The following is a 17200-nucleotide window of genomic DNA, read 5'->3' as shown; positions in this document are numbered from 1 at the left end:
ACAATCCTCGAAGGATTCTTTCTGCATTCTTGTCCGCAACAACACCCTCATTGCTATTTGCGCCACCTCCCTTGCGGCCCGCTCCATCTCCTCAAAGATCGATCAGACGACCACATCGGGAGACCGGCCATGGGCCTGCAAGAAACAAAAATCGAATCGCTTCCCTTCGTCACCGCTGAACTCAATTACCTCGCGCCTGTGTCAGGCAAGCCGCGCACCTATGCTTTCGATCCACCCCCGGGGGAGCCGAAGAGCACCTCGCTGCCGGAGCCGCATCTGGTGCCGATCTTCGATGCGCGGCTGATCGCAGAAAATTTCTCGCTCGATCGCGAAGGTTTTGCGCTGGTGCGCCATCCGCATCAAGTGAAGGATTTTTACAACGATGAGGAAATCCGCAGCGTCTACTATCCTGCCGTCGAGGCTTTCCTGCGCGCGACATTGAAGGCCGACCGTGTCTTCATCTTCGACCATACCGTCCGCAAGCGCGTCGAAGGTGCTCCCGACATTCGCGACGGCGGGCCGCGACAGCCTGCGACGCGCGTGCATGTCGACCAGACCGTCGTCTCCGGCGCCAATCGCGTGCGCGAGCATCTGCCTGACGAGGCGGAGGAGCTGCTCAAGGGCCGCGTGCAGGTGATCAATCTGTGGCGGCCGATCCGCGGTCCCTTGCGCGATTCACCGCTCGCCATGGCCGACGGCACGACGGTGGCTTCAGAAGATCTCGTCGCTTCGGACCTGATCTATCCCAATCGGCGCGGTGAGACCTATTCGGTGAAATACAATCCTGATCATCGCTGGTTCTATTTTCCGGAGATGACACCGGACGAGGCGCTGCTGCTCAAATGCTATGATTCCGCAACTGACGGCCGCACCCGCTTCGCGCCGCACACCGCCTTCGTCGATCCGACCACGCCACCGGATGCCCCGCCGCGCGAAAGCATCGAGGTGCGTACCCTCGTCTTTCATAAACAGTAACAATGTGTGATGGACCCGCCGGGCATGGCCCGGCGGAGTTCCCGGAACCATTGGAACCGGACGACGTTGCAGCGCCGGGCAGGGCGAACCGGGAGCGGTGCCGTGCGAGCGCAGCCGACGCTATTGTATTGCCTGACGATTTTCTCGCTTTCTGCATTTTCCGTCGCCCACGCCGAAAGCGGACTTGCCTCATACTATGGATACGGAAAAGCCGCGAGGAGCGGCGAGCTGACTTGCGCGCACCGGACGCGTCCGTTCGGCAGCGTGCTGAAAGTGTCCTATAGCGGACGGACGATTCAGTGCCGCGTCAATGATCGCGGCCCTTTCATCCGCGGCCGTATCGTCGATCTCTCGGTGCCCGCCGCCCGTGCGCTCGGCATGATGAGTGCAGGCGTGGTGCGGGTCTCGGTGGAATAGCTCTGCCTTCGCGCTATAGTGCCGCCCGAGGCAAGGGGGGCGTTATGGCTCGCATCAGGGTGGGACTCGTCGGCTGCGGCTTCGTGTCGGAGCTGCATATGTATGCATTCCGGCGCGTCTATGGCGTGGATGTCGAGGTGGCCGCGGTCGCCGCGCGCGGCGATCATGTCGTCGCATTCGCGGGCCGCCACAACATCCCGCGCGTCTATCGCAGCTTTGCGGAGCTGATCGCGGACCGCGAGCTCGATGTGATCGACATCTGCACGCCGCCCAATCTCCATGCCGAGATGATCGTCGCCAGCATGCAGGTCGGCAAGCACGTCATCTGCGAAAAGCCGTTTGCCGGCTATTTCGGCCGCGATGGCGACCCGCAGCCGATCGGCAGGCACGTGCCAAAGGCCCTGATGTATGAGCGCCTGATCGAGGAGATGGACGCCACCCGCGCCGCGATCGAGCGCACCGGAAAACTCTTCATGTATGCCGAGGACTGGATCTACGCGCCTGCAGTGACCAAGACCGCCGAGATCCTCAAGGCCACCAAAGACAAGATCCTGTTCATGAAGGGCGAGGAGAGCCATTCCGGCTCGCACGCCGCGCATGCCGCACAATGGGCGATGACCGGCGGCGGCTCGCTGATCCGGATGGGCTGCCATCCGCTCTCGGCGGTGCTCTATCTCAAGCAGGTCGAAGCGCGCACGCGAGCGGAGAAAATCCATGTCGTCAGCGTCACCGGCGATATCGGCAATGTCACCGCCGTCCTCAGGCCGGACGAACGCACCTACATCAAGGCCAAGCCCGTCGACGTCGAGGATTGGGGCACGCTGACCGCGACCTTCTCCGACGGCACCAAGGCCACGATATTCTCCGGTGACATGATCATGGGCGGCGTGCGCAATTTGATCGAGACCTACACGTCGGGCGGATCGCTGTTCGCCAACATCACGCCGAACAATCATCTGATGAGCTACCAGACCTCCGAGGAGAAGCTCGCGAGCGTCTACATCACCGAGAAGGTCGACCGCAAAACCGGCTGGCAATATGTGTGCATTGAGGAGGAATGGACGCGAGGCTATCTCCAGGAGATCCAGGATTTCATGGAATGCGCCGCCACGGGACGACAGCCTTTGTCGGACCTCGCGCTGGCCTACGAGACGATCAAGGTCAACTATGCCGGCTATTGGGCCGCGGAGGAGGGGCGGCGGGTGGTGCTGTAGCTGTCGCCAAGCGACTATTCTCTCGAGCGCTTCAATTCTGCGTCGTGTTGCTCGTCCATCCCATCAGGGTCGGAAGGAGCGTCATCCGGGAGAAACTGCGCTGGATGCTTGCGGATGAGCAGAAGCTGCTTGCGCATCTCGGCAAGGCGGGCACGGCAGAATTCCTTGTAGAGCAGTTCGAATATGGCGGGCATTGTCACCCCCATCGCTGCAATTCAAGCTCTGAAATATGTGATCCCGCTGCACGGCTTCTTCGAAAATGCGAGCCGGTTTACCTGAAAGGCCAACCGAGCTGAAATGCCGTTGGCTGTCCGGTTTGTACGTACGAAAATCGAGCGCCGCCAGTAACCCAATTCACACTCTAGAAGGCTTTTGTTTCAAAGAGACTTCGTCTCACAACCAGCGCGAGTTGCCGGGCGGACCAAAATCCAACCATAGCGCGCAAACAATGACCGGTGGGTGTAAGTGTTCCTGCTTGCACGCGGTCGGCGCCGACGTGTTGTCGACGCCGCTTCTCCCCCTCCGGGCAGGGCAATCACCATTGGAATTGACGACGACCTGCGGGCTTGCTCCGCCTCTCCCGCTTGCCAAGCGGGAGAGGGAGCCCAGTGCCGATGCCGTCGCATCGTGCATCCATCTGCGATAGATCTGCGGAGGGCAAGTCGCCTCTTTCACGCCCCGTAGGTCGATCCCTTCGGCAGCGGAAACACCGGGTCTTGTGTCCTGATGTTGGTCGGCCACACCACGGAAATGTGCTCGCCGGCGTTCTGCATCACCACCGGCGTGGAGCGTTCGTTCTGGCCTGATAGCGGCGTGCCCGGCGGGAAGAATTTCACGCCATAGCCCTGGATGGTGCCGCCGGGCGGGATGTCGACGTCGAGCGCGGCTTTGCGAATGGCTTCCGGCTCGAAGCTGCCGTATTTCTCTTTCGCCACCGGCAGCACGTTGTTGAGCAAGACCCAGGTCTGATTAAAACCCATCGAGCAGTGCGGCGGTACATCAGTTGCATTGGTCTTGGCTTGGTAGCGCGTGACCATGGTCTTGATCAGCTCGCCCAAGCCCGGCGCCAGCTTCGAGGGATCCAGCAATTGCGCCGGCACCGGATCGATGTTGCAGAAATTGTCGATGTCGGTGCCGAAGGTCGCCCGCAACTTGTCGAGCTGGCTGTAACCGGCGCCGTTGCCAAACAGCATCTTGAAGCGCAGCCCGCTCTCGCGCGCCTGCCGCAGCAGCAGGGTGATGTCGGGGTTGTAACCGGCATGCGAGATCACGTCGGCCTTGGCGCGCTTGATCTTGGTGACGAGCACCGAAAGATCGGGGGCCGATGCCGAATAACCCTCCTTCAGCACGATCTGGAGACCGGCTTCCTTGGCATAGGCTTCGTCCGCAGCGGCGACGCCGACGCCATAGGGACCGTCCTCATGGATCAGCGCGATCTTGACGTCCTTCGGCTCCATGCCGAGCTTCGCCTTGGCATGCTCGCTCATGAAGCCAGCAAAGGCCTGGCCGTATTGATCCGAATGGATCTGCGCGCGAAACACATATTGCAGGTTCTTGTCCTTGAACACGGCGGTCGACACCGCGGTCGTGATCCAGAGAATCTTCTTCTGCTGTTCGACCTTGGCTGCGAGCGGCACGGCATGCGCGCTGGCATAGACGCCGTTGAGGATGTCGATCTTCTCCTGGCTGATCAGGCGCTCGGCCTCGTTGATCGCCACGTCGGGCTTGCTCTGGGAATCCGCGGCGACGGGCACGATCCTGGTCTTGCCGCCAATGCCGCCCTTCTCGTTGACGAGATCGATCGCGATCTGCGCGCCGACCGAGGAGGCGACCGAGCCGCCCGCGGCGAATGGTCCGGTGAGATCGTAGATCAGGCCGATGCGCAGAGTCTCGGCTTGCGCCTGGGCCCGGGTCCAATCGAGGCTGAGCGTGGCGGCAGCCGCCGCCGTACCCTTCAGCAGCTGCCTGCGTGAAGTCGGCATCCTATCCTCCCTCGGATCAGTCATTTGCGACTGGTCTTATGTTTTCCGGCAAGTATTTGGAGGGCGATTCCGAAAGTCAACATGCGTCGCACTAGGCAATTCGGATGCATGCACCCGAGCGTGATCGCGTCGGAATTTTTCCCTGAGTCTCATTCTTTTTGCGCCGTGCCGTGCTTTGGTTCGCAATCATTCCTCGGCATTGCATCGGGGCGGAGGCGAACATCCGCCTGTCGCGCGTGGGTTTTCAGCTTCGCCGCGACGCGACATCGCTTTCCGCAGATGCGATGGCATCGCTTCACGCGTTGCAGCAGGGCAGGGCCCATGACCGGCATTCGGCTTGTGCGCCTCGGAGGTTGCGTGGCATCCTAGCGCGGTAAATTGCACGGGAAGCCCAATTCCCGGCTTGGCCATTGCGCCGCATTATGGGTGGAAACAAAAGCTCAGGAGAAGAGATATGGTTTGGACGCTTCGTTTTACGGGGCTCGCCTGCGTTGGCCTGTTGCTGTCCTCCGTCAGCGCCCTCGCAGGGCCCAAGGTCGTGTCCGGTCCGGGCGCCGATCCCGGATGTTTCAAGCCCTGGTCATCGGAGACCAAGTTCTTCCAGTGGGACAAGAAGCCCGGTCCCTACAAGATCGCCCTCGTCAACGGCTTCGTCGGCAACACCTGGCGCATCCAGATGGTGAAGACCGCCAAGGCCTTCGCCGCGCAGCCGGGCATCAAGGAGAACATCAAGGAGTTCAAGGTCGTCTCCACCGGGACCGATGTTGCAGCGCAACTCGGCGCGATGGAGGACTTCATCAATCAGGGCTTTGACGCCATCGTCACCATCGCGGTCGCCCCTGACGGCTTCGACCGCATCATCCGCCTCGCCGACAAGAACAACGTGGTCGTGGTGCCCTTCGACAACGTCCTCGACACCGACAAGGTGATGATGGTCAACGAGGACCAGAAGGAAATGGGCCGCATGTCGGCGAAATGGCTGATGGACGAGAGCGGCAAGAAGGGCGGCGACATTCTCGAGGTGCGCGGCCTGCCGGGCAATTCCGTCGACCGCGACCGCCATCTCGGCTTCCGCGAGGTGATGGAAGCGCCGGGCAACAGCTTCAAGATCACCGAAGTGGTCGGCAATTGGGATACCGGCACCTCGCAGAAGGTGACGGCGGATGCGCTCGCGGTGCACGGCCATTTCGACGGCGTGTTCACGCAAGGCGGCTCCGACGGCACCGTGCAGGCGATGATGGCGGCCAAGCACCCCTTCGTGCCGATGTCGGGCGAGGGTGAGAACGAGTTCCGCAAGCAGATCGCCGATCACGCCAAGGACGGGCTCAAGGGCATGTCCTACGGCCAGTCGCCGGCGCTGGTCGCGATCGCCACCAAGGCGGCGATCTCGGCGCTGCAGGGCAATGTCATGCCGCAGCTGATCTCGATCCCGATTCCGGTCGCGACCTACAAGGACCTCAAGCCCGGCGAGAACTACTGGCCGGAGCTGAATGCAAACTTCTTCGCGCCGAACCAGTTCACGCCCTGCGGCGTCAACTTCACGGCGCCGGAGATCATGTCGCAGAGCGAAAAGAATACCCAGTGAGCCTGCTGGAGACGTCACGGTTGCGGCCCGGCCTTCGCCGGGCCGCCGCTGCGTGAGCCCGCCATGTCCGATGCCGTTCTGACCCGTCATGCCTTCCTCACGCTGTCAGGAATCTCCAAGCGGTACGCCGGAGTGCGTGCGCTCGAAGGCGTCGATTTCGCCTGCGAGCGCGGCAAGATCCATGCGGTGTTGGGCGAGAACGGCGCCGGCAAGTCGACGCTGATCAAGATCATCTCGGGTGTGGTGCAGCCCGATTCCGGCAGCATGCGGCTTGCCGGCCAGGACGTCAGCTTTGCGACGCCCTCCGCCGCCAATGCCGCCGGCGTCGTCTGCATCTTCCAGGAGCTGTCGCTGATGCCCGACCTCTCGGTCGCAGACAACATCTCGATCTCCTCGCCGCCACGCCGCTTCGGCCTGATCGACGCGCGGGCGCAGCGCCGCCGTGCCGAACAGCTGCTGGCCGAGATCGGCTGCGAGGACGTCAATCCCCTGATGCGCGTACGCGACCTGCCGCTGTCGCGCCGCCAGGTGGTGGAGATCGCCAAGGCGCTCGGCAAGAAGCCGCAGCTCTTGATCCTGGATGAGGCCACCTCGGCCCTCACCAGCGCCGACGTCGAGAAGGTCTACGCCATGCTGGCGCGGCTCAAGGCCGAGGGCGTTGCCATTCTCTACATCTCGCACCGCATGCACGAGGTCGAGGCGCTGGCCGACCGCGCCTCCGTGTTCCGCAACGGCCGCCATATCGAGACCTTCGACAAGGGCAAGCGTTCGACCGCCGATATCGTTCAGCTCATGATCGGGCGCGATATCGCGACCCAATATCCGCCGAAGCCGCCGCGCGGATCGCCGCCGCCGGTGCTTGATATCGAGAATTTGAGCTGGGACCGGCGCCTCGATCGCATCTCGCTCCACGTCGGCGCCGGCGAGATCGTCGGCCTCGGCGGGCTCGATGGCCAGGGCCAGAAATCCCTGCTGCTGGCGCTGTTCGGCGTGCTGCGCGGCGTCACCGGGCAGATCATCGTTGAAGGCCGCGAGGTGCGGCCGGGGTCTCCGGCGGCGGCGAAGTCGGTCGGCATCGCGCTGGTGCCGGAGGATCGCAAGACCGAGGGCCTGATGCTGCCGATGTCGATCGCGGACAATCTGGTGATCGCCTCGCTCGATGCGATCTCGACCGGCCCTCTGGTCGACCGCGCGCGCGAGAGCGATATGATCAAGCGCGCCATCGCGCGACTACAGATCAAGATCGGCGCGCCGGGCGATGCGGTCTCCACGCTGTCAGGCGGCAACCAGCAGAAGGTCGTTCTCGCCAAATGGCTGATGACCGAGCCAAAACTCATCCTGCTCAACGATCCCACGCGCGGCATCGACGTCGGCACCAAGCAGGAGCTTTACCGGCTGATGCGCGAGCTCGCCGACCAGGGCGCCGCCATCCTGTTCTATTCGACCGATTATGACGAGCTCATCGGCTGCTGCGACCGGGTGGCGATCATGTATGACGGGCGCATCGTGCGCGAGCTCGAAGGTGACGAGCTCACCGAGACCAACATCATCGCGAGCGCGCTGAATATCGACGCGGCGACGCCGGACGCTGCCGGAGCCGCCCATGCTTGACGATATCGCCATCCGGGTTCGCCAGAACATCGGCATCGTCACCGCCGTCCTGTTGTTCACCATCCTCTATCTGCTCTACAATCTCGCGCACCCCAAGGGCTTCTCGTCGGCGGTTCTGGTGCAGAACGGCGACGAGATCTTTGCCCTCGCCATGCTGGCGATGGCGCAGACCGTGCCGGTGTTGGCGTCGGGGCTGGATCTCTCCGTGGGCGCCGTCATGACCATGGTGGGGTGTTTTGCGAGCTACCTGCTCACGGGGGCGGCGGGCGGCACGCCGCTGCACCTCGACATCTTCGGCCTGCATCTCGGCCTCGGCACCTTTCCCGGCGGGGTGAGCGGCATCCTGCTCGGGATCGTCGTCTGCCTTGCGACCGGCGCGCTGGCCGGCTTCATCAACGGCTGTATCGTCGTCTATGGACGCATCCAGCCGATCATCGCGACGCTCGCGACCGGCGCGGTCTATATCGGCATCGCGCTGTTCCTGCGTCCGACGCCGGGCGGCAAGATCGACGAGGATCTGAATTGGGCGCTGACCAACTCGCTCGGGGATTTCGCCGCGACCGTCCATATCTTTGGCGATGGCGCAGCGGCGTGGTTCGCGCCCCTGGCCTGGATCCCGGTGCCGTTCGTGCTGCTGATCCTGATTGCGCTCCTGGTCTGGGTGCCGTTCCGCCGCTCCGTGCTCGGCCGCGCCGTCTATGCAGTCGGCTCGGCCGAGGGCGCCGCCTACATGTCCGGCCTTCCGATCGATCGCGCCAAGATCGCGGCCTTCACGCTCGCGGGCTTCTTTGCCGGCTGCGGCGGCCTGTTCCTCGCGATCCAGACCTCTTCCGGCAATGCCGACATTCCGCAAGCCGGCGCCTATACGCTCAACTCGATCGCCTCCGTCGTCATTGGCGGCACCTCGCTGTTAGGGGGCACCGGCAGCGCCATCGGCTCGATCTTCGGCGCCATGGTGCTGCGCGTCATCTCGTTCTTCTTCCGCATCTTCGACATCGCGCCGCTGTTGCAGCCGCTGTTCGAGGGCCTGATCCTGCTGGGGGCGGTCTGCATCGGCGCGCTCGGCGTGCTGCGCGTCAAGAATACGCTGGAGCTGTTTCGATGACGACCGCGTCCCTCGGACTCTCCCGCGACGACCGTCCGATCCTGATCGCGGCGCTGTTCATCCTCGTCATCCTGGTCGCCGGCACGGTCTATACCGTTGCCCGTTTCGGCAGCGCGCCGCTGTTGTCGCCGACCTATTTGTTGCAGCAGCTCCAGATCGGCGCCTTCCTCGGCATTGTCGCCGCCGGCATGATGATGGTGATCCTGATCGCGCAGATCGACCTGTCGGTGCCGTGGACGCTCGCCGCGGCCGCGATGATGGCGACATCGATCGGCGGGCCGCTCGCCATTCCGGTCGGGCTCGGCGTCGGCCTCGTGGTCGGTCTCATCAACGGCATCGGGGTCGCTTACTTGCGCGTGCCCTCGATGATCTTCACCCTCGGCGTCAATGCGGTGATGCGCGGCCTGATGGTCGCGCATACCGGCGGCTACGCTCCGCAGACGGCTGCGACAGACCTGATGCGGATGCTGGCCGGCGACCGCACGCTCGGCATTCCCAACGCCCTGTTCGTCTGGGCCGCAGTATCTGTGATCGTCACGATCATCCTCCAGCGCACGGCGCTCGGACGCTACGTCTACGCCATCGGCAACAAGGAGGCGGCCGCGTATCTCGCCGGCGTCGACACCCGGCGCGTCACGGTGATCTGCTTCGTCCTTTGCGGCCTCGCCGCGGCGCTCGCCGGCGTCCTGCTCGCGGGCTACTCCACCAAGGCCTATCAGGGCATGGGTGATGCCTATCTGCTGCCATCGATCGCCGCGGTGGTGATCGGCGGCACCAACATCCTGGGCGGCCGCGGCCGCTATCTCGGGACGCTGATCGGCGTCGTGCTGATCGTGCTGCTCAACAGCGTGCTCTCGATCATGGACATGCCCGAGGCCGGCCGCCAGGTGATCTACGGCCTCGTCATCATCTTCATGCTGCTGGTCTACGGCCGCGGCGAACGCGTCACGAGCTGACGCTGCACGATCAGAGGAACGGCGACGCCAGGGCCGGCGTTTCGGCCAGCGCGTGAGCGGCGTATTCGAGCGCGCCCCTGATTTGCGTTCGCGTTGACGGGCCGCCGATGCATATTCTCACGGCCTCGGGCGGTGGATCGCCCACGACGAAGGCGTCGCTTGCGACGACGCCGATGCCGGTTTGCCGCATATGCTCCACGAAAGCCGAGCGCCTCCAGGGCGTCGGCAGCTCGACCCAGAGGTTGAAGCTGAGGGGATCGCCGCGATAGGACCCCTTGGGCAGGATTTCGGCGGCGAGCTTCTGCCGCGCCGACGTCTCGGCGCGGATGAACCGCAACATCGTGTCCGCGGTGCCGTCTTCGATCCAGCGCGTCGCGATCGCCACGGTCAGGGGAGATGCCATCACGGTCGCTGACCGCAGCGCCGAAGCGAACGGCCAGGCCGAGCGCGTATCGGGCACGACGACATAGGCGGCGCGCAGGCCCGCTCCGATGCACTTGGCCAGTCCCGCGACGTGCCAGGTCAGATCGGGCGCGATCGCGGCGAAGGGCGCGTGGCCGTGGCCATGCTCGGGAATGAAGCCATAGGCGTCGTCCTCGATAACAGGCAGCTTGAAGCGGCGGGCGATCGCGACGATCTCGCGCCGTCGCGAATCCGGAATTGTCAGCGTCGTCGGATTCTGCAGCGTCGGATTGAGGTAGATCGCCCTCGGCTTCAGCTTCTTGCAGGCATCGGTCAACGCCTGCGGCTCGATGCCATCCTGATCCATCGGCAGGCCGACGAGGGTGATGCCGAGCTGCGCGGCGATCGACCTGATCCCGGGATAGGTGATCGCCTCGCACAGCACCACCTCGCCTGCCTTTGCGAGGATCGAGAGGATGCCGAGCAGCGCCGGATGGGCGCCCGGCGAGACAAAAATACGGTTCTGTGCCGGCACCAGCGCGCGGCGGCCGAGCCAGCTCGAGGCGGCGTCCTTGTCGGCTTGCGTGCCGCCAAAGCCCTGGTAGCGCAGCAGCGATGCGATGTCGCGCAGCACATGTTCAGCGCCGGCCTGCATGCGCTCGATCAATTCAGGATCGTCGGGCTCGGGCGGCAGGTTCATCGAGAGGTCGACGGGGCGGGGCGGAAAGCTTGTCGCCGAACGCCGCGGCCGCGGCTTGTCGCGAACAAAGGTTCCCTGTCCGACCTTGGATTCAATCAGCCCGCGCTTTTGCGCCTCGACATAGCCGCGCGCGACGGTGGTGAAATCGACGTCGAGGCGCTTGGCCAGTTTCCGCTGTGGCGGCAGGCGGTCGCCGATCACCAGTCGTCCGGCCGCGATGTCGTCGGCAATCGCGTCGGCGATGGCGAGATAGCGCGGCTTGTCGCTGTTCGAGAGATCGGGGCGCCAGTCGGCCATTGCTCGGTTCCGGTCAATTACGTCAGTAGAATTGACTGTATATTGTTGCGAGCGTCCAGGCAATTGTATTGCGCTTTTTGATCACCTTGGCGAGGCGTTCCGGCTGCGCGCGTTGCACATAGATCGAGCGCGCTGCCCAGTATTTTTAAGGCAATATTTTTTGATCATCACGCGAGCACCATCAAATCCAGTCAGGTCTCCATTCAACATTGAATGGATAAGTGAATGCATATTGTATGGTTTGATGATTTGTAGTGCAGAACGCTGCTTGGCACATTGATTGCAAAACCTGATCTCGATCCGGGAGGGCCGGACGTGAACAGGAGGTGTCTATGCCAGCAGTGAACATGCCCGCACGTCAGAAGGGCGACTTTCTTGTCGACTACGAAGAGAAGGTTTTCGAGGACGTCAAAGCAAAGCCGGGTGAGAAGGCGCTGGTCACCTTCCACACCGTCGCGTTCGAAGGCTCGATCGGCCTCGTCAATATTCTGCAGGCGCTGCGCCTGAAGCGGAAGGGCTTTGAGACCTCGGTTCTGCTTTACGGTCCCGGTGTCACGCTCGGCATTCAGCGCGGCTTTCCGAAGATCGGCGACGAGGCCTTCCCCGGCGCGCAGAACTTCAACAACCAGCTCGCGAAATTCATGGACGAAGGCGGCAAGGTCTATGCCTGCCGGTTCGCGCTGCAGGCGCTCTACGGCCATGGCGAGCCGTCGCTGATTCCGGGCATCCGGCCGATCAACCCGCTCGATGTGCTCGACCTCATCCTGCTTCACCGCAGGGACGACGCGTTCATGCTCCACACCTGGACCGTCTGACCTCGGTCGGCCCACGCGACGGACGAGGGAGGATACAGTGACAGCGAAACGCACGGTCAGGGCCGGCGCGATTCAAATCGCGCCGGATCTGGACACGCCGACCGGAACGGTCGACCGGATCCTGGCGGCCATCGCGGAGGCGGCGGGCAAGGGCGTCCAGTTCGCCGTTTTTCCGGAGACGTTCGTTCCCTGGTACCCGTATTTCTCCTTTGTCCGTCCGCCGGTCCTCAGCGGCGCCGAGCACATCCAGCTCTATGACAACGCCGTCGTCGTGCCTGGTCCGGTGACGGATGCCGTTGCGCAGGCGGCCAAGCGCCACGGCATGGTGGTGGTGCTCGGGGTCAACGAGCGCGATCACGGCTCGCTTTACAATACTCAACTCGTGTTCGACGCGAACGGCGCGCTTCTCCTCAAGCGCCGCAAGATCACGCCGACGTTTCACGAGCGCATGATCTGGGGGCAGGGCGATGGCGCCGGCCTGAAGGTGGTCGAGACCGCGGTCGGCCGTGTCGGCGCGCTGGCCTGCTGGGAGCACTACAATCCGCTCGCCCGCTACGCGCTGATGGCCCAGCATGAAGAGATTCACGCGGCCCAGTTTCCGGGCTCGCTGGTCGGGCAGGTCTTCGCCGACCAGATCGAGGTGACGATCCGGCATCATGCGCTGGAAAGCGGATGCTTCGTCGTCAACGCCACTGGCTGGCTGACCGAGGAGCAGATCGCCAAAATCTCGCCGGAGGAGGGCCTGCGCAAGGGCCTGCGCGGCGGCTGCATGACCGCGATCGTCTCACCCGAAGGCAATCATCTGGTGCCGCCACTGACCAACGGCGAGGGCATCCTTGTCGCCGATCTCGATCTTGCTTTGATCACCAAGCGCAAGCGGATGATGGACTCGGTCGGCCACTACGCCCGGCCCGAGCTGCTGTCGCTGGTGCTGAACGACGCGCCTGCGCGTCCGATGCACGGCTTTCACCCGAACCGCCTCGCACCCATTCCGAAAGACCAATCAGATGAGACCGCAGATGCCGCAGCCCAAGGCGATTCCGATGGCGATGCCGACCGAGCAGCTGATCAACGAATTGCAGTCCTTCGGGGTCCGGCTCGCTGATCCCAAGACCGGGGGAACCAGCCGCCGCGGCGGCGCCGGGCCGTCGGATCACACGCCGTTCACGATCGACGGCGCCACCGTGATGATCCCGGTCCACAACGCGCCGGCCTTCGAGAGCCCCTATTTGGTCGAGCGCCCGGACGCGGCCGGGCGCAGCCGCATCTCGCGCGACGGCGTGGTGCTGGCCGACGTCTCGTTTCCGCTGCGGCCGAAATTCTACGACCGCACCACCGAGGACGGCATTCCCTATTGGAAGATCGCGACCCTGCACGGGCGCGACGTGCTCGCCACCACCGTGCTGCAGACCTGCATTCGCTACCAGAGCCGCACCAAGACCTGCCAGTTTTGCGCTATCGGCCAGTCGCTCGCGGCCGGACGCACGGTCGAGCGCAAGACGCCGGCGCAGCTCGCCGAAGTCGCCAAGGTCGCCGTCGAGCTCGACGGCGTCAGGCACATGGTGATGACGACGGGCACGCCGCACACGTCCGATCGCGGCGCCGGCATCCTTGCCGAGAGTGCGCAGGCCGTCAAAGCCGCCGTCGACCTGCCGATCCAGGCGCAGTGCGAGCCGCCGGATGATTTTGCCTGGTTCGAGCGCATGAAGAGTTCCGGCGTCGATGCGCTCGGCATGCATCTGGAGGTGATCGGGCCGGCCGTGCGGCAAAGGATCATGCCGGGCAAGGCGCAGGTCCAGGTCGCGCAATATATGGACGCGTTTGCTGCGGCCGTTCCGGTGTTCGGCCGCGGTCAGGTCTCGACTTACATCCTCGCGGGACTTGGCGACGAGCCGTCCGAGATTCTCGCGCTGTCGCGCCGGCTGATCGATCTCGGCGTCTATCCTTTCGTCGTGCCGTTCGTGCCGATCGCCGGCACGCCGCTGGAGAGTCATCCGACGCCGTCCGCGGCATTCATGCATGACATCCTGCGTCCGCTCGCCGAGATGCTGCGCGCCGGCGGTCTGCGAGCCACCGACATCAAGGCAGGCTGCGGCAAATGCGGCGCCTGCTCGGCCCTGTCCACCTATGAACGCGGAGCAAGCGCATGATGTTCGAGCCGTTCAAGCCGTTCGTTGCACCGGAATTCCAGGTGAAGTTCGCAACCGAAGCCTGGGAGCGCAACGCGGCGGCAGCCTTGCGTCGCAAGGTGTTCTGCGACGAGCAGGGCGTGTTTGCGGGCGATGATCGCGATGCGATCGACGTTTCAGCCATTCCGCTCGTGGCCGTATCGCTGCTCGGCGTCGCCGAGGACGAGGTCGTCGGCACCGTGCGCATTCACGCCGATGAGCACGAGGCGGATGTATGGTGGGGCTCCCGCCTTGCCGTTGCGAAGAGCTATCGGCGTCTCAGCGCAGTCGGTGCCGGCCTGATCCGGCTCGCCGTGTCCTCCGCGCATGCGCGCGGTTGCCGGCGCTTCCTTGCCAATGTGCAAAGTCAGAACGCGCTGCTGTTCCAGCACATGCACTGGCATTCCCTGGGCGAGTTCGAGCTCCACGGCCGGCCGCATCATCGCATGGAGGCCGACCTCGATCACTACCCGCCGTTCCGCACGCCCGAAACCGGCTTCCTGTCACTGGCAAAGCTGGCGGCCTGATCATGCTGACGGACGCCGCGCTCGCAAGCCTCGCCGAAACGCTCCGCAAAAGCCGCGGCATCGCCGCCAAGGCCGACATCGCGGCCGTTGCCGCTGCGCTCGACCTGTCGGGCAGCGACGCCATTGCGGTGGGGGACGATTGCGCAGCGATTCCGGAGGGTGACGGCTACACCCTGTTCGCCATCGAAGGCTTCATGAACGAATTCGTCGCTGCCGATCCCTGGTTCGCCGGCTGGTGCGGCGCCATGGTCAACATCTCCGATGTCGCCGCGATGGGTGGACGACCGACGGCCATCGTCAATGCAATCTGGTCCAATGGCGCGGACAAGGCCGCGCCCATTCTCGAAGGCTTGAAAGCTGCGGCGAAGACATTCGGCGTGCCCGTCATCGGCGGGCATACCAATGTGCGCAGCGGCCAAAGCCAGTTCGCCGTCGCGATCCTCGGCCGCGCCAGGCGGCTTCTCACCAGCTTCGACGCCAGGCCCGGCGACAAGCTCATCGCGGCGATCGATCTGCGCGGCCGCTACCGCGAGCCGTTCGCCAATTGGGAGGCGGCGACCGACGCGCCGGCGGAGCGATTGCGGGGCGATCTGGAGATCCTGCCGTCGATCGCAGAAAGCGGGCTCGCACTCGCCGCCAAGGACATCAGCCAGGGCGGCATCGTCGGGACCGCGGCGATGCTGGCCGAGTGCTCGCAGGTCGCCATCACCCTGGACATCGAGGCGATTCCGATTCCCGCGAGCGCGCCGCTCGAGCGCTGGCTGCTGACATTCCCGAGCTTCGGCTATCTGTTGTCAGCCAGGCCCGGAGACGTCGACGAGATCCTGTCGCGCTTCCAGCGGCGCGGCATCGCGGCCGCCGCGATCGGAGAGGTCAGCGCCGGGACATCGGTCGATATCAGCGCCGGTTCCGCTCGGGCAACGGTCTGGGATTTTGCGGCGCAGCCGCTGATCGGCTGTGCGCCAGGCCAGAGCCATCAGCAGCGGAGCGTGGCATGAGCGGCGACTCGCCCCGGCTTCGCATCGCGATCCTTACCCACTCCACCAATCCGAGAGGTGGCGTGGTGCATGCGCTCGCGCTGGCGGACGCCCTTGCCGACCTCGGACATAGGCCGGTCGCGCATGCGCCGGACCCCACCGGCAAAGGCTTCTTCCGCCGCAGCGTCGCCGCGACGCGCTCGGTGCCTGCATCATCAGTCTCGGGCGACGTCGTCGCGATGGTCGAGGCGCGTATCGCCGACTATGTCAGCTATTTCGAGGACCCAGCGCACCGCCAGTTCGACGTCTTCCACGCCCAGGACGGCATTTCCGGCAATGCGCTCGCGACGTTGAAACAGCGCGGCCTGATCCAGCGCTATGTCCGCACCGTTCATCACATCGATGCATTCGCCGACGAGCGGCTCGGCGAGCTCGACCGTCGCTCGATCGTCCACGCCGACGGCCTGTTCGTCGTCAGCCGGTTCTGGCAGGCGCAGCTGCAGGCGGAGATGTCGCGCGCGGCGACGCTGGTCGGCAATGGTGTCGACACGGCGCGCTATTCGCCCGCTGTCGCTCCTGGCGACCAGGTGTTGCGTGCACGGATCGGCCTTCGCGCAGGCCCGATCCTGCTCTCCATCGGCGGCGTCGAGCAGCGCAAGAATACGCTCGGCATTTTCGAGGCCTTCCGCCAGGTGCACGCCGTGCACCGGTCCGCGCAGCTCGTCATCGCCGGCGGGGCTTCTCTGCTGGATCATGGCACGTATCGAGAGCAGTTCAAATCGCGGCTGCGCGATGCGGGCTTGCCTGTTGATACCGTCATCGAAACCGGTCCGCTGGCGGATGCCGAGATGCCATCGCTGTTTCGTCTGGCCGACGTGCTGCTGTTCCCGTCGTTGCGCGAAGGCTTTGGCCTGGCCGTGCTGGAGGCGATGGCGAGTAACGTGCCCGCGGTGGTCTCGCATCTCGCGCCGTTCACGGAATATCTCGGCGCGGACGATGTTGCCTGGTGCGATCCGCATCATCCCGGCTCGATCGCGGATGCCGCCCTCAGCGCGCTCGCTGAGCCGCTGCGCTCGCGCCTGATTGCGAATGGCGCCAGGGTCGCCCGGCTTCACGACTGGCGCCGCACCGCCAAGGCCCACATGACGACCTATCAGGACATGCGAGAGGTGCATTATGCCTGAGCTGCACTTTCACGTGCGCTGGCCCGATGAGCGGATCGAGGCCTGCTATTCGCCCTCGCTCGTCATCAAGGACCACTTCGTCGCCGGCACGACCTACGCGCTCGACGATTTCCGCGAGCGCAGCCGCGTCGCGCTGACGATCGCGGCCGAGCGCGTCCGCGAGAAGTACGGCTTCCTCTGCTCGCGTGCGCTCGGTCAACTCGCCCGGATCGAGGCCGCGGCCGCACAGTTCGAGGCCACGCCTGGCGCTTCCGTCACCATCGTCTCGTTTGAAGACTAGCAGGA

Annotated in this window: 17 protein-coding genes; 14 read left to right on the top strand and 3 right to left on the bottom strand. The window is 64.4% G+C overall.

All coding sequences use genetic code 11. The annotated features are described in order from the left end of the window. The first annotated feature begins 129 nt into the window (after positions 1–129). From XH98_RS02310 to XH98_RS02300, 3 genes are all read left to right on the top strand, one after another. Positions 130–975 carry a CmcJ/NvfI family oxidoreductase gene (locus XH98_RS02310; RefSeq protein ID WP_271617683.1) on the top strand — a complete coding sequence of 282 codons (846 nt, stop codon included), beginning with the start codon at positions 130–132 and terminating at the stop codon, positions 973–975. Positions 976–1077: 102 nt separating this feature from the next. Continuing rightward, entirely contained in the window at positions 1078–1392 is a 315-nt protein-coding gene (locus tag XH98_RS02305; RefSeq protein ID WP_057750533.1) for a septal ring lytic transglycosylase RlpA family protein, read from the top strand. A 44-nt stretch (positions 1393–1436) separates the two neighbouring features. Next, entirely contained in the window at positions 1437–2606 is a 1170-nt protein-coding gene (locus tag XH98_RS02300; RefSeq protein ID WP_271617682.1) for a Gfo/Idh/MocA family protein, read from the top strand. Between the two features lie 14 nt (positions 2607–2620). Here the strand turns inward: XH98_RS02300 and XH98_RS02295 are convergent, their stop codons facing one another. Together XH98_RS02295 and XH98_RS02290 are read right to left on the bottom strand one after the other, a co-directional pair. Beyond that, complete coding sequence (locus tag XH98_RS02295; protein ID WP_271617681.1) at positions 2621–2800, bottom strand: hypothetical protein; 180 nt, start codon at positions 2798–2800, stop codon at positions 2621–2623. A gap of 477 nt (positions 2801–3277) precedes the next feature. Then, complete coding sequence (locus XH98_RS02290) at positions 3278–4588, bottom strand: ABC transporter substrate-binding protein (protein WP_220004468.1); 1311 nt, start codon at positions 4586–4588, stop codon at positions 3278–3280. Between the two features lie 454 nt (positions 4589–5042). Here XH98_RS02290 and XH98_RS02285 point away from each other — a divergent pair, with 454 nt between their 5' ends. From XH98_RS02285 to XH98_RS02270, 4 genes are all read left to right on the top strand, one after another. Then, complete coding sequence (locus tag XH98_RS02285) at positions 5043–6173, top strand: sugar ABC transporter substrate-binding protein (RefSeq protein WP_271617680.1); 1131 nt, start codon at positions 5043–5045, stop codon at positions 6171–6173. A gap of 63 nt (positions 6174–6236) precedes the next feature. Beyond that, entirely contained in the window at positions 6237–7784 is a 1548-nt protein-coding gene (locus tag XH98_RS02280; RefSeq protein WP_271617679.1) for a sugar ABC transporter ATP-binding protein, read from the top strand. Then, positions 7777–8889 (top strand): ABC transporter permease, encoded by a 1113-nt coding sequence (locus tag XH98_RS02275; protein WP_271617678.1) that lies wholly within the window; start codon positions 7777–7779, stop codon positions 8887–8889. The genes XH98_RS02280 and XH98_RS02275 overlap by 8 nt, the downstream gene beginning before the upstream one ends. Continuing rightward, entirely contained in the window at positions 8886–9845 is a 960-nt protein-coding gene (locus tag XH98_RS02270) for an ABC transporter permease (RefSeq protein WP_271602662.1), read from the top strand. The genes XH98_RS02275 and XH98_RS02270 overlap by 4 nt, the downstream gene beginning before the upstream one ends. A 10-nt stretch (positions 9846–9855) precedes the next feature. Here the strand turns inward: XH98_RS02270 and XH98_RS02265 are convergent, their stop codons facing one another. Further along, entirely contained in the window at positions 9856–11244 is a 1389-nt protein-coding gene (locus XH98_RS02265) for an aminotransferase-like domain-containing protein (protein WP_271602663.1), read from the bottom strand. A gap of 332 nt (positions 11245–11576) precedes the next feature. Here XH98_RS02265 and XH98_RS02260 point away from each other — a divergent pair, with 332 nt between their 5' ends. The 7 genes from XH98_RS02260 to XH98_RS02230 are packed head-to-tail and all read left to right on the top strand — an operon-like array spanning position 11577 to position 17195. Next, a complete protein-coding gene (locus tag XH98_RS02260) occupies positions 11577–12059 on the top strand; it encodes an MSMEG_0572/Sll0783 family nitrogen starvation response protein (protein ID WP_188100874.1) in 483 nt (160 codons plus the stop codon). Between the two features lie 37 nt (positions 12060–12096). Continuing rightward, complete coding sequence (locus XH98_RS02255) at positions 12097–13164, top strand: Nit6803 family nitrilase (protein ID WP_271617677.1); 1068 nt, start codon at positions 12097–12099, stop codon at positions 13162–13164. Further along, positions 13079–14209, top strand: coding sequence for an MSMEG_0568 family radical SAM protein (locus XH98_RS02250; RefSeq protein WP_271602665.1), 1131 nt, complete (start codon positions 13079–13081; stop codon positions 14207–14209). The genes XH98_RS02255 and XH98_RS02250 overlap by 86 nt, the downstream gene beginning before the upstream one ends. Next, entirely contained in the window at positions 14206–14754 is a 549-nt protein-coding gene (locus tag XH98_RS02245; RefSeq protein ID WP_220004475.1) for an MSMEG_0567/Sll0786 family nitrogen starvation N-acetyltransferase, read from the top strand. The genes XH98_RS02250 and XH98_RS02245 overlap by 4 nt, the downstream gene beginning before the upstream one ends. 2 nt (positions 14755–14756) lie before the next feature. Beyond that, positions 14757–15752: a sll0787 family AIR synthase-like protein gene (locus XH98_RS02240; protein WP_271617676.1), complete on the top strand. Its 996-nt coding sequence runs from the start codon at positions 14757–14759 to the stop codon at positions 15750–15752. Beyond that, a complete protein-coding gene (locus tag XH98_RS02235; RefSeq protein ID WP_271617675.1) occupies positions 15749–16915 on the top strand; it encodes an MSMEG_0565 family glycosyltransferase in 1167 nt (388 codons plus the stop codon). The genes XH98_RS02240 and XH98_RS02235 overlap by 4 nt, the downstream gene beginning before the upstream one ends. Further along, on the top strand, positions 16908–17195 hold the full coding sequence (locus tag XH98_RS02230) for an MSMEG_0570 family nitrogen starvation response protein (RefSeq protein ID WP_271602668.1): 288 nt from the start codon (positions 16908–16910) through the stop codon (positions 17193–17195). Before XH98_RS02235 ends, XH98_RS02230 begins: the two co-directional genes overlap by 8 nt. Positions 17196–17200: the final 5 nt, after the last annotated feature.

The sequence above is a fragment of the Bradyrhizobium sp. CCBAU 51745 genome, assembly GCF_028128715.1.
Taxonomy (GTDB): Bacteria; Pseudomonadota; Alphaproteobacteria; order Rhizobiales; family Xanthobacteraceae; genus Bradyrhizobium; species Bradyrhizobium manausense.
The sequence above is the reverse complement of the archived record's forward strand: the minus strand, read 5'-3'. Positions and strand labels throughout refer to the sequence as shown.

Excerpts from the sequence above, each read along its gene's own strand:
- XH98_RS02310 (WP_271617683.1), top strand. The coding sequence starts at position 130 with ATGGGCCTGCAAGAAACAAAAATCGAATCGCTTCCCTTCGTCACCGCT.
- XH98_RS02300 (WP_271617682.1), top strand. The coding sequence starts at position 1,437 with ATGGCTCGCATCAGGGTGGGACTCGTCGGCTGCGGCTTCGTGTCGGAG.
- XH98_RS02295 (WP_271617681.1), bottom strand. The coding sequence starts at position 2,800 with ATGCCCGCCATATTCGAACTGCTCTACAAGGAATTCTGCCGTGCCCGC.
- XH98_RS02290 (WP_220004468.1), bottom strand. The coding sequence starts at position 4,588 with ATGCCGACTTCACGCAGGCAGCTGCTGAAGGGTACGGCGGCGGCTGCC.
- XH98_RS02285 (WP_271617680.1), top strand. The coding sequence starts at position 5,043 with ATGGTTTGGACGCTTCGTTTTACGGGGCTCGCCTGCGTTGGCCTGTTG.
- XH98_RS02280 (WP_271617679.1), top strand. The coding sequence starts at position 6,237 with ATGTCCGATGCCGTTCTGACCCGTCATGCCTTCCTCACGCTGTCAGGA.
- XH98_RS02275 (WP_271617678.1), top strand. The coding sequence starts at position 7,777 with ATGCTTGACGATATCGCCATCCGGGTTCGCCAGAACATCGGCATCGTC.
- XH98_RS02270 (WP_271602662.1), top strand. The coding sequence starts at position 8,886 with ATGACGACCGCGTCCCTCGGACTCTCCCGCGACGACCGTCCGATCCTG.
- XH98_RS02265 (WP_271602663.1), bottom strand. The coding sequence starts at position 11,244 with ATGGCCGACTGGCGCCCCGATCTCTCGAACAGCGACAAGCCGCGCTAT.
- XH98_RS02260 (WP_188100874.1), top strand. The coding sequence starts at position 11,577 with ATGCCAGCAGTGAACATGCCCGCACGTCAGAAGGGCGACTTTCTTGTC.
- XH98_RS02250 (WP_271602665.1), top strand. The coding sequence starts at position 13,079 with ATGCCGCAGCCCAAGGCGATTCCGATGGCGATGCCGACCGAGCAGCTG.
- XH98_RS02245 (WP_220004475.1), top strand. The coding sequence starts at position 14,206 with ATGATGTTCGAGCCGTTCAAGCCGTTCGTTGCACCGGAATTCCAGGTG.
- XH98_RS02240 (WP_271617676.1), top strand. The coding sequence starts at position 14,757 with ATGCTGACGGACGCCGCGCTCGCAAGCCTCGCCGAAACGCTCCGCAAA.
- XH98_RS02235 (WP_271617675.1), top strand. The coding sequence starts at position 15,749 with ATGAGCGGCGACTCGCCCCGGCTTCGCATCGCGATCCTTACCCACTCC.
- XH98_RS02230 (WP_271602668.1), top strand. The coding sequence starts at position 16,908 with ATGCCTGAGCTGCACTTTCACGTGCGCTGGCCCGATGAGCGGATCGAG.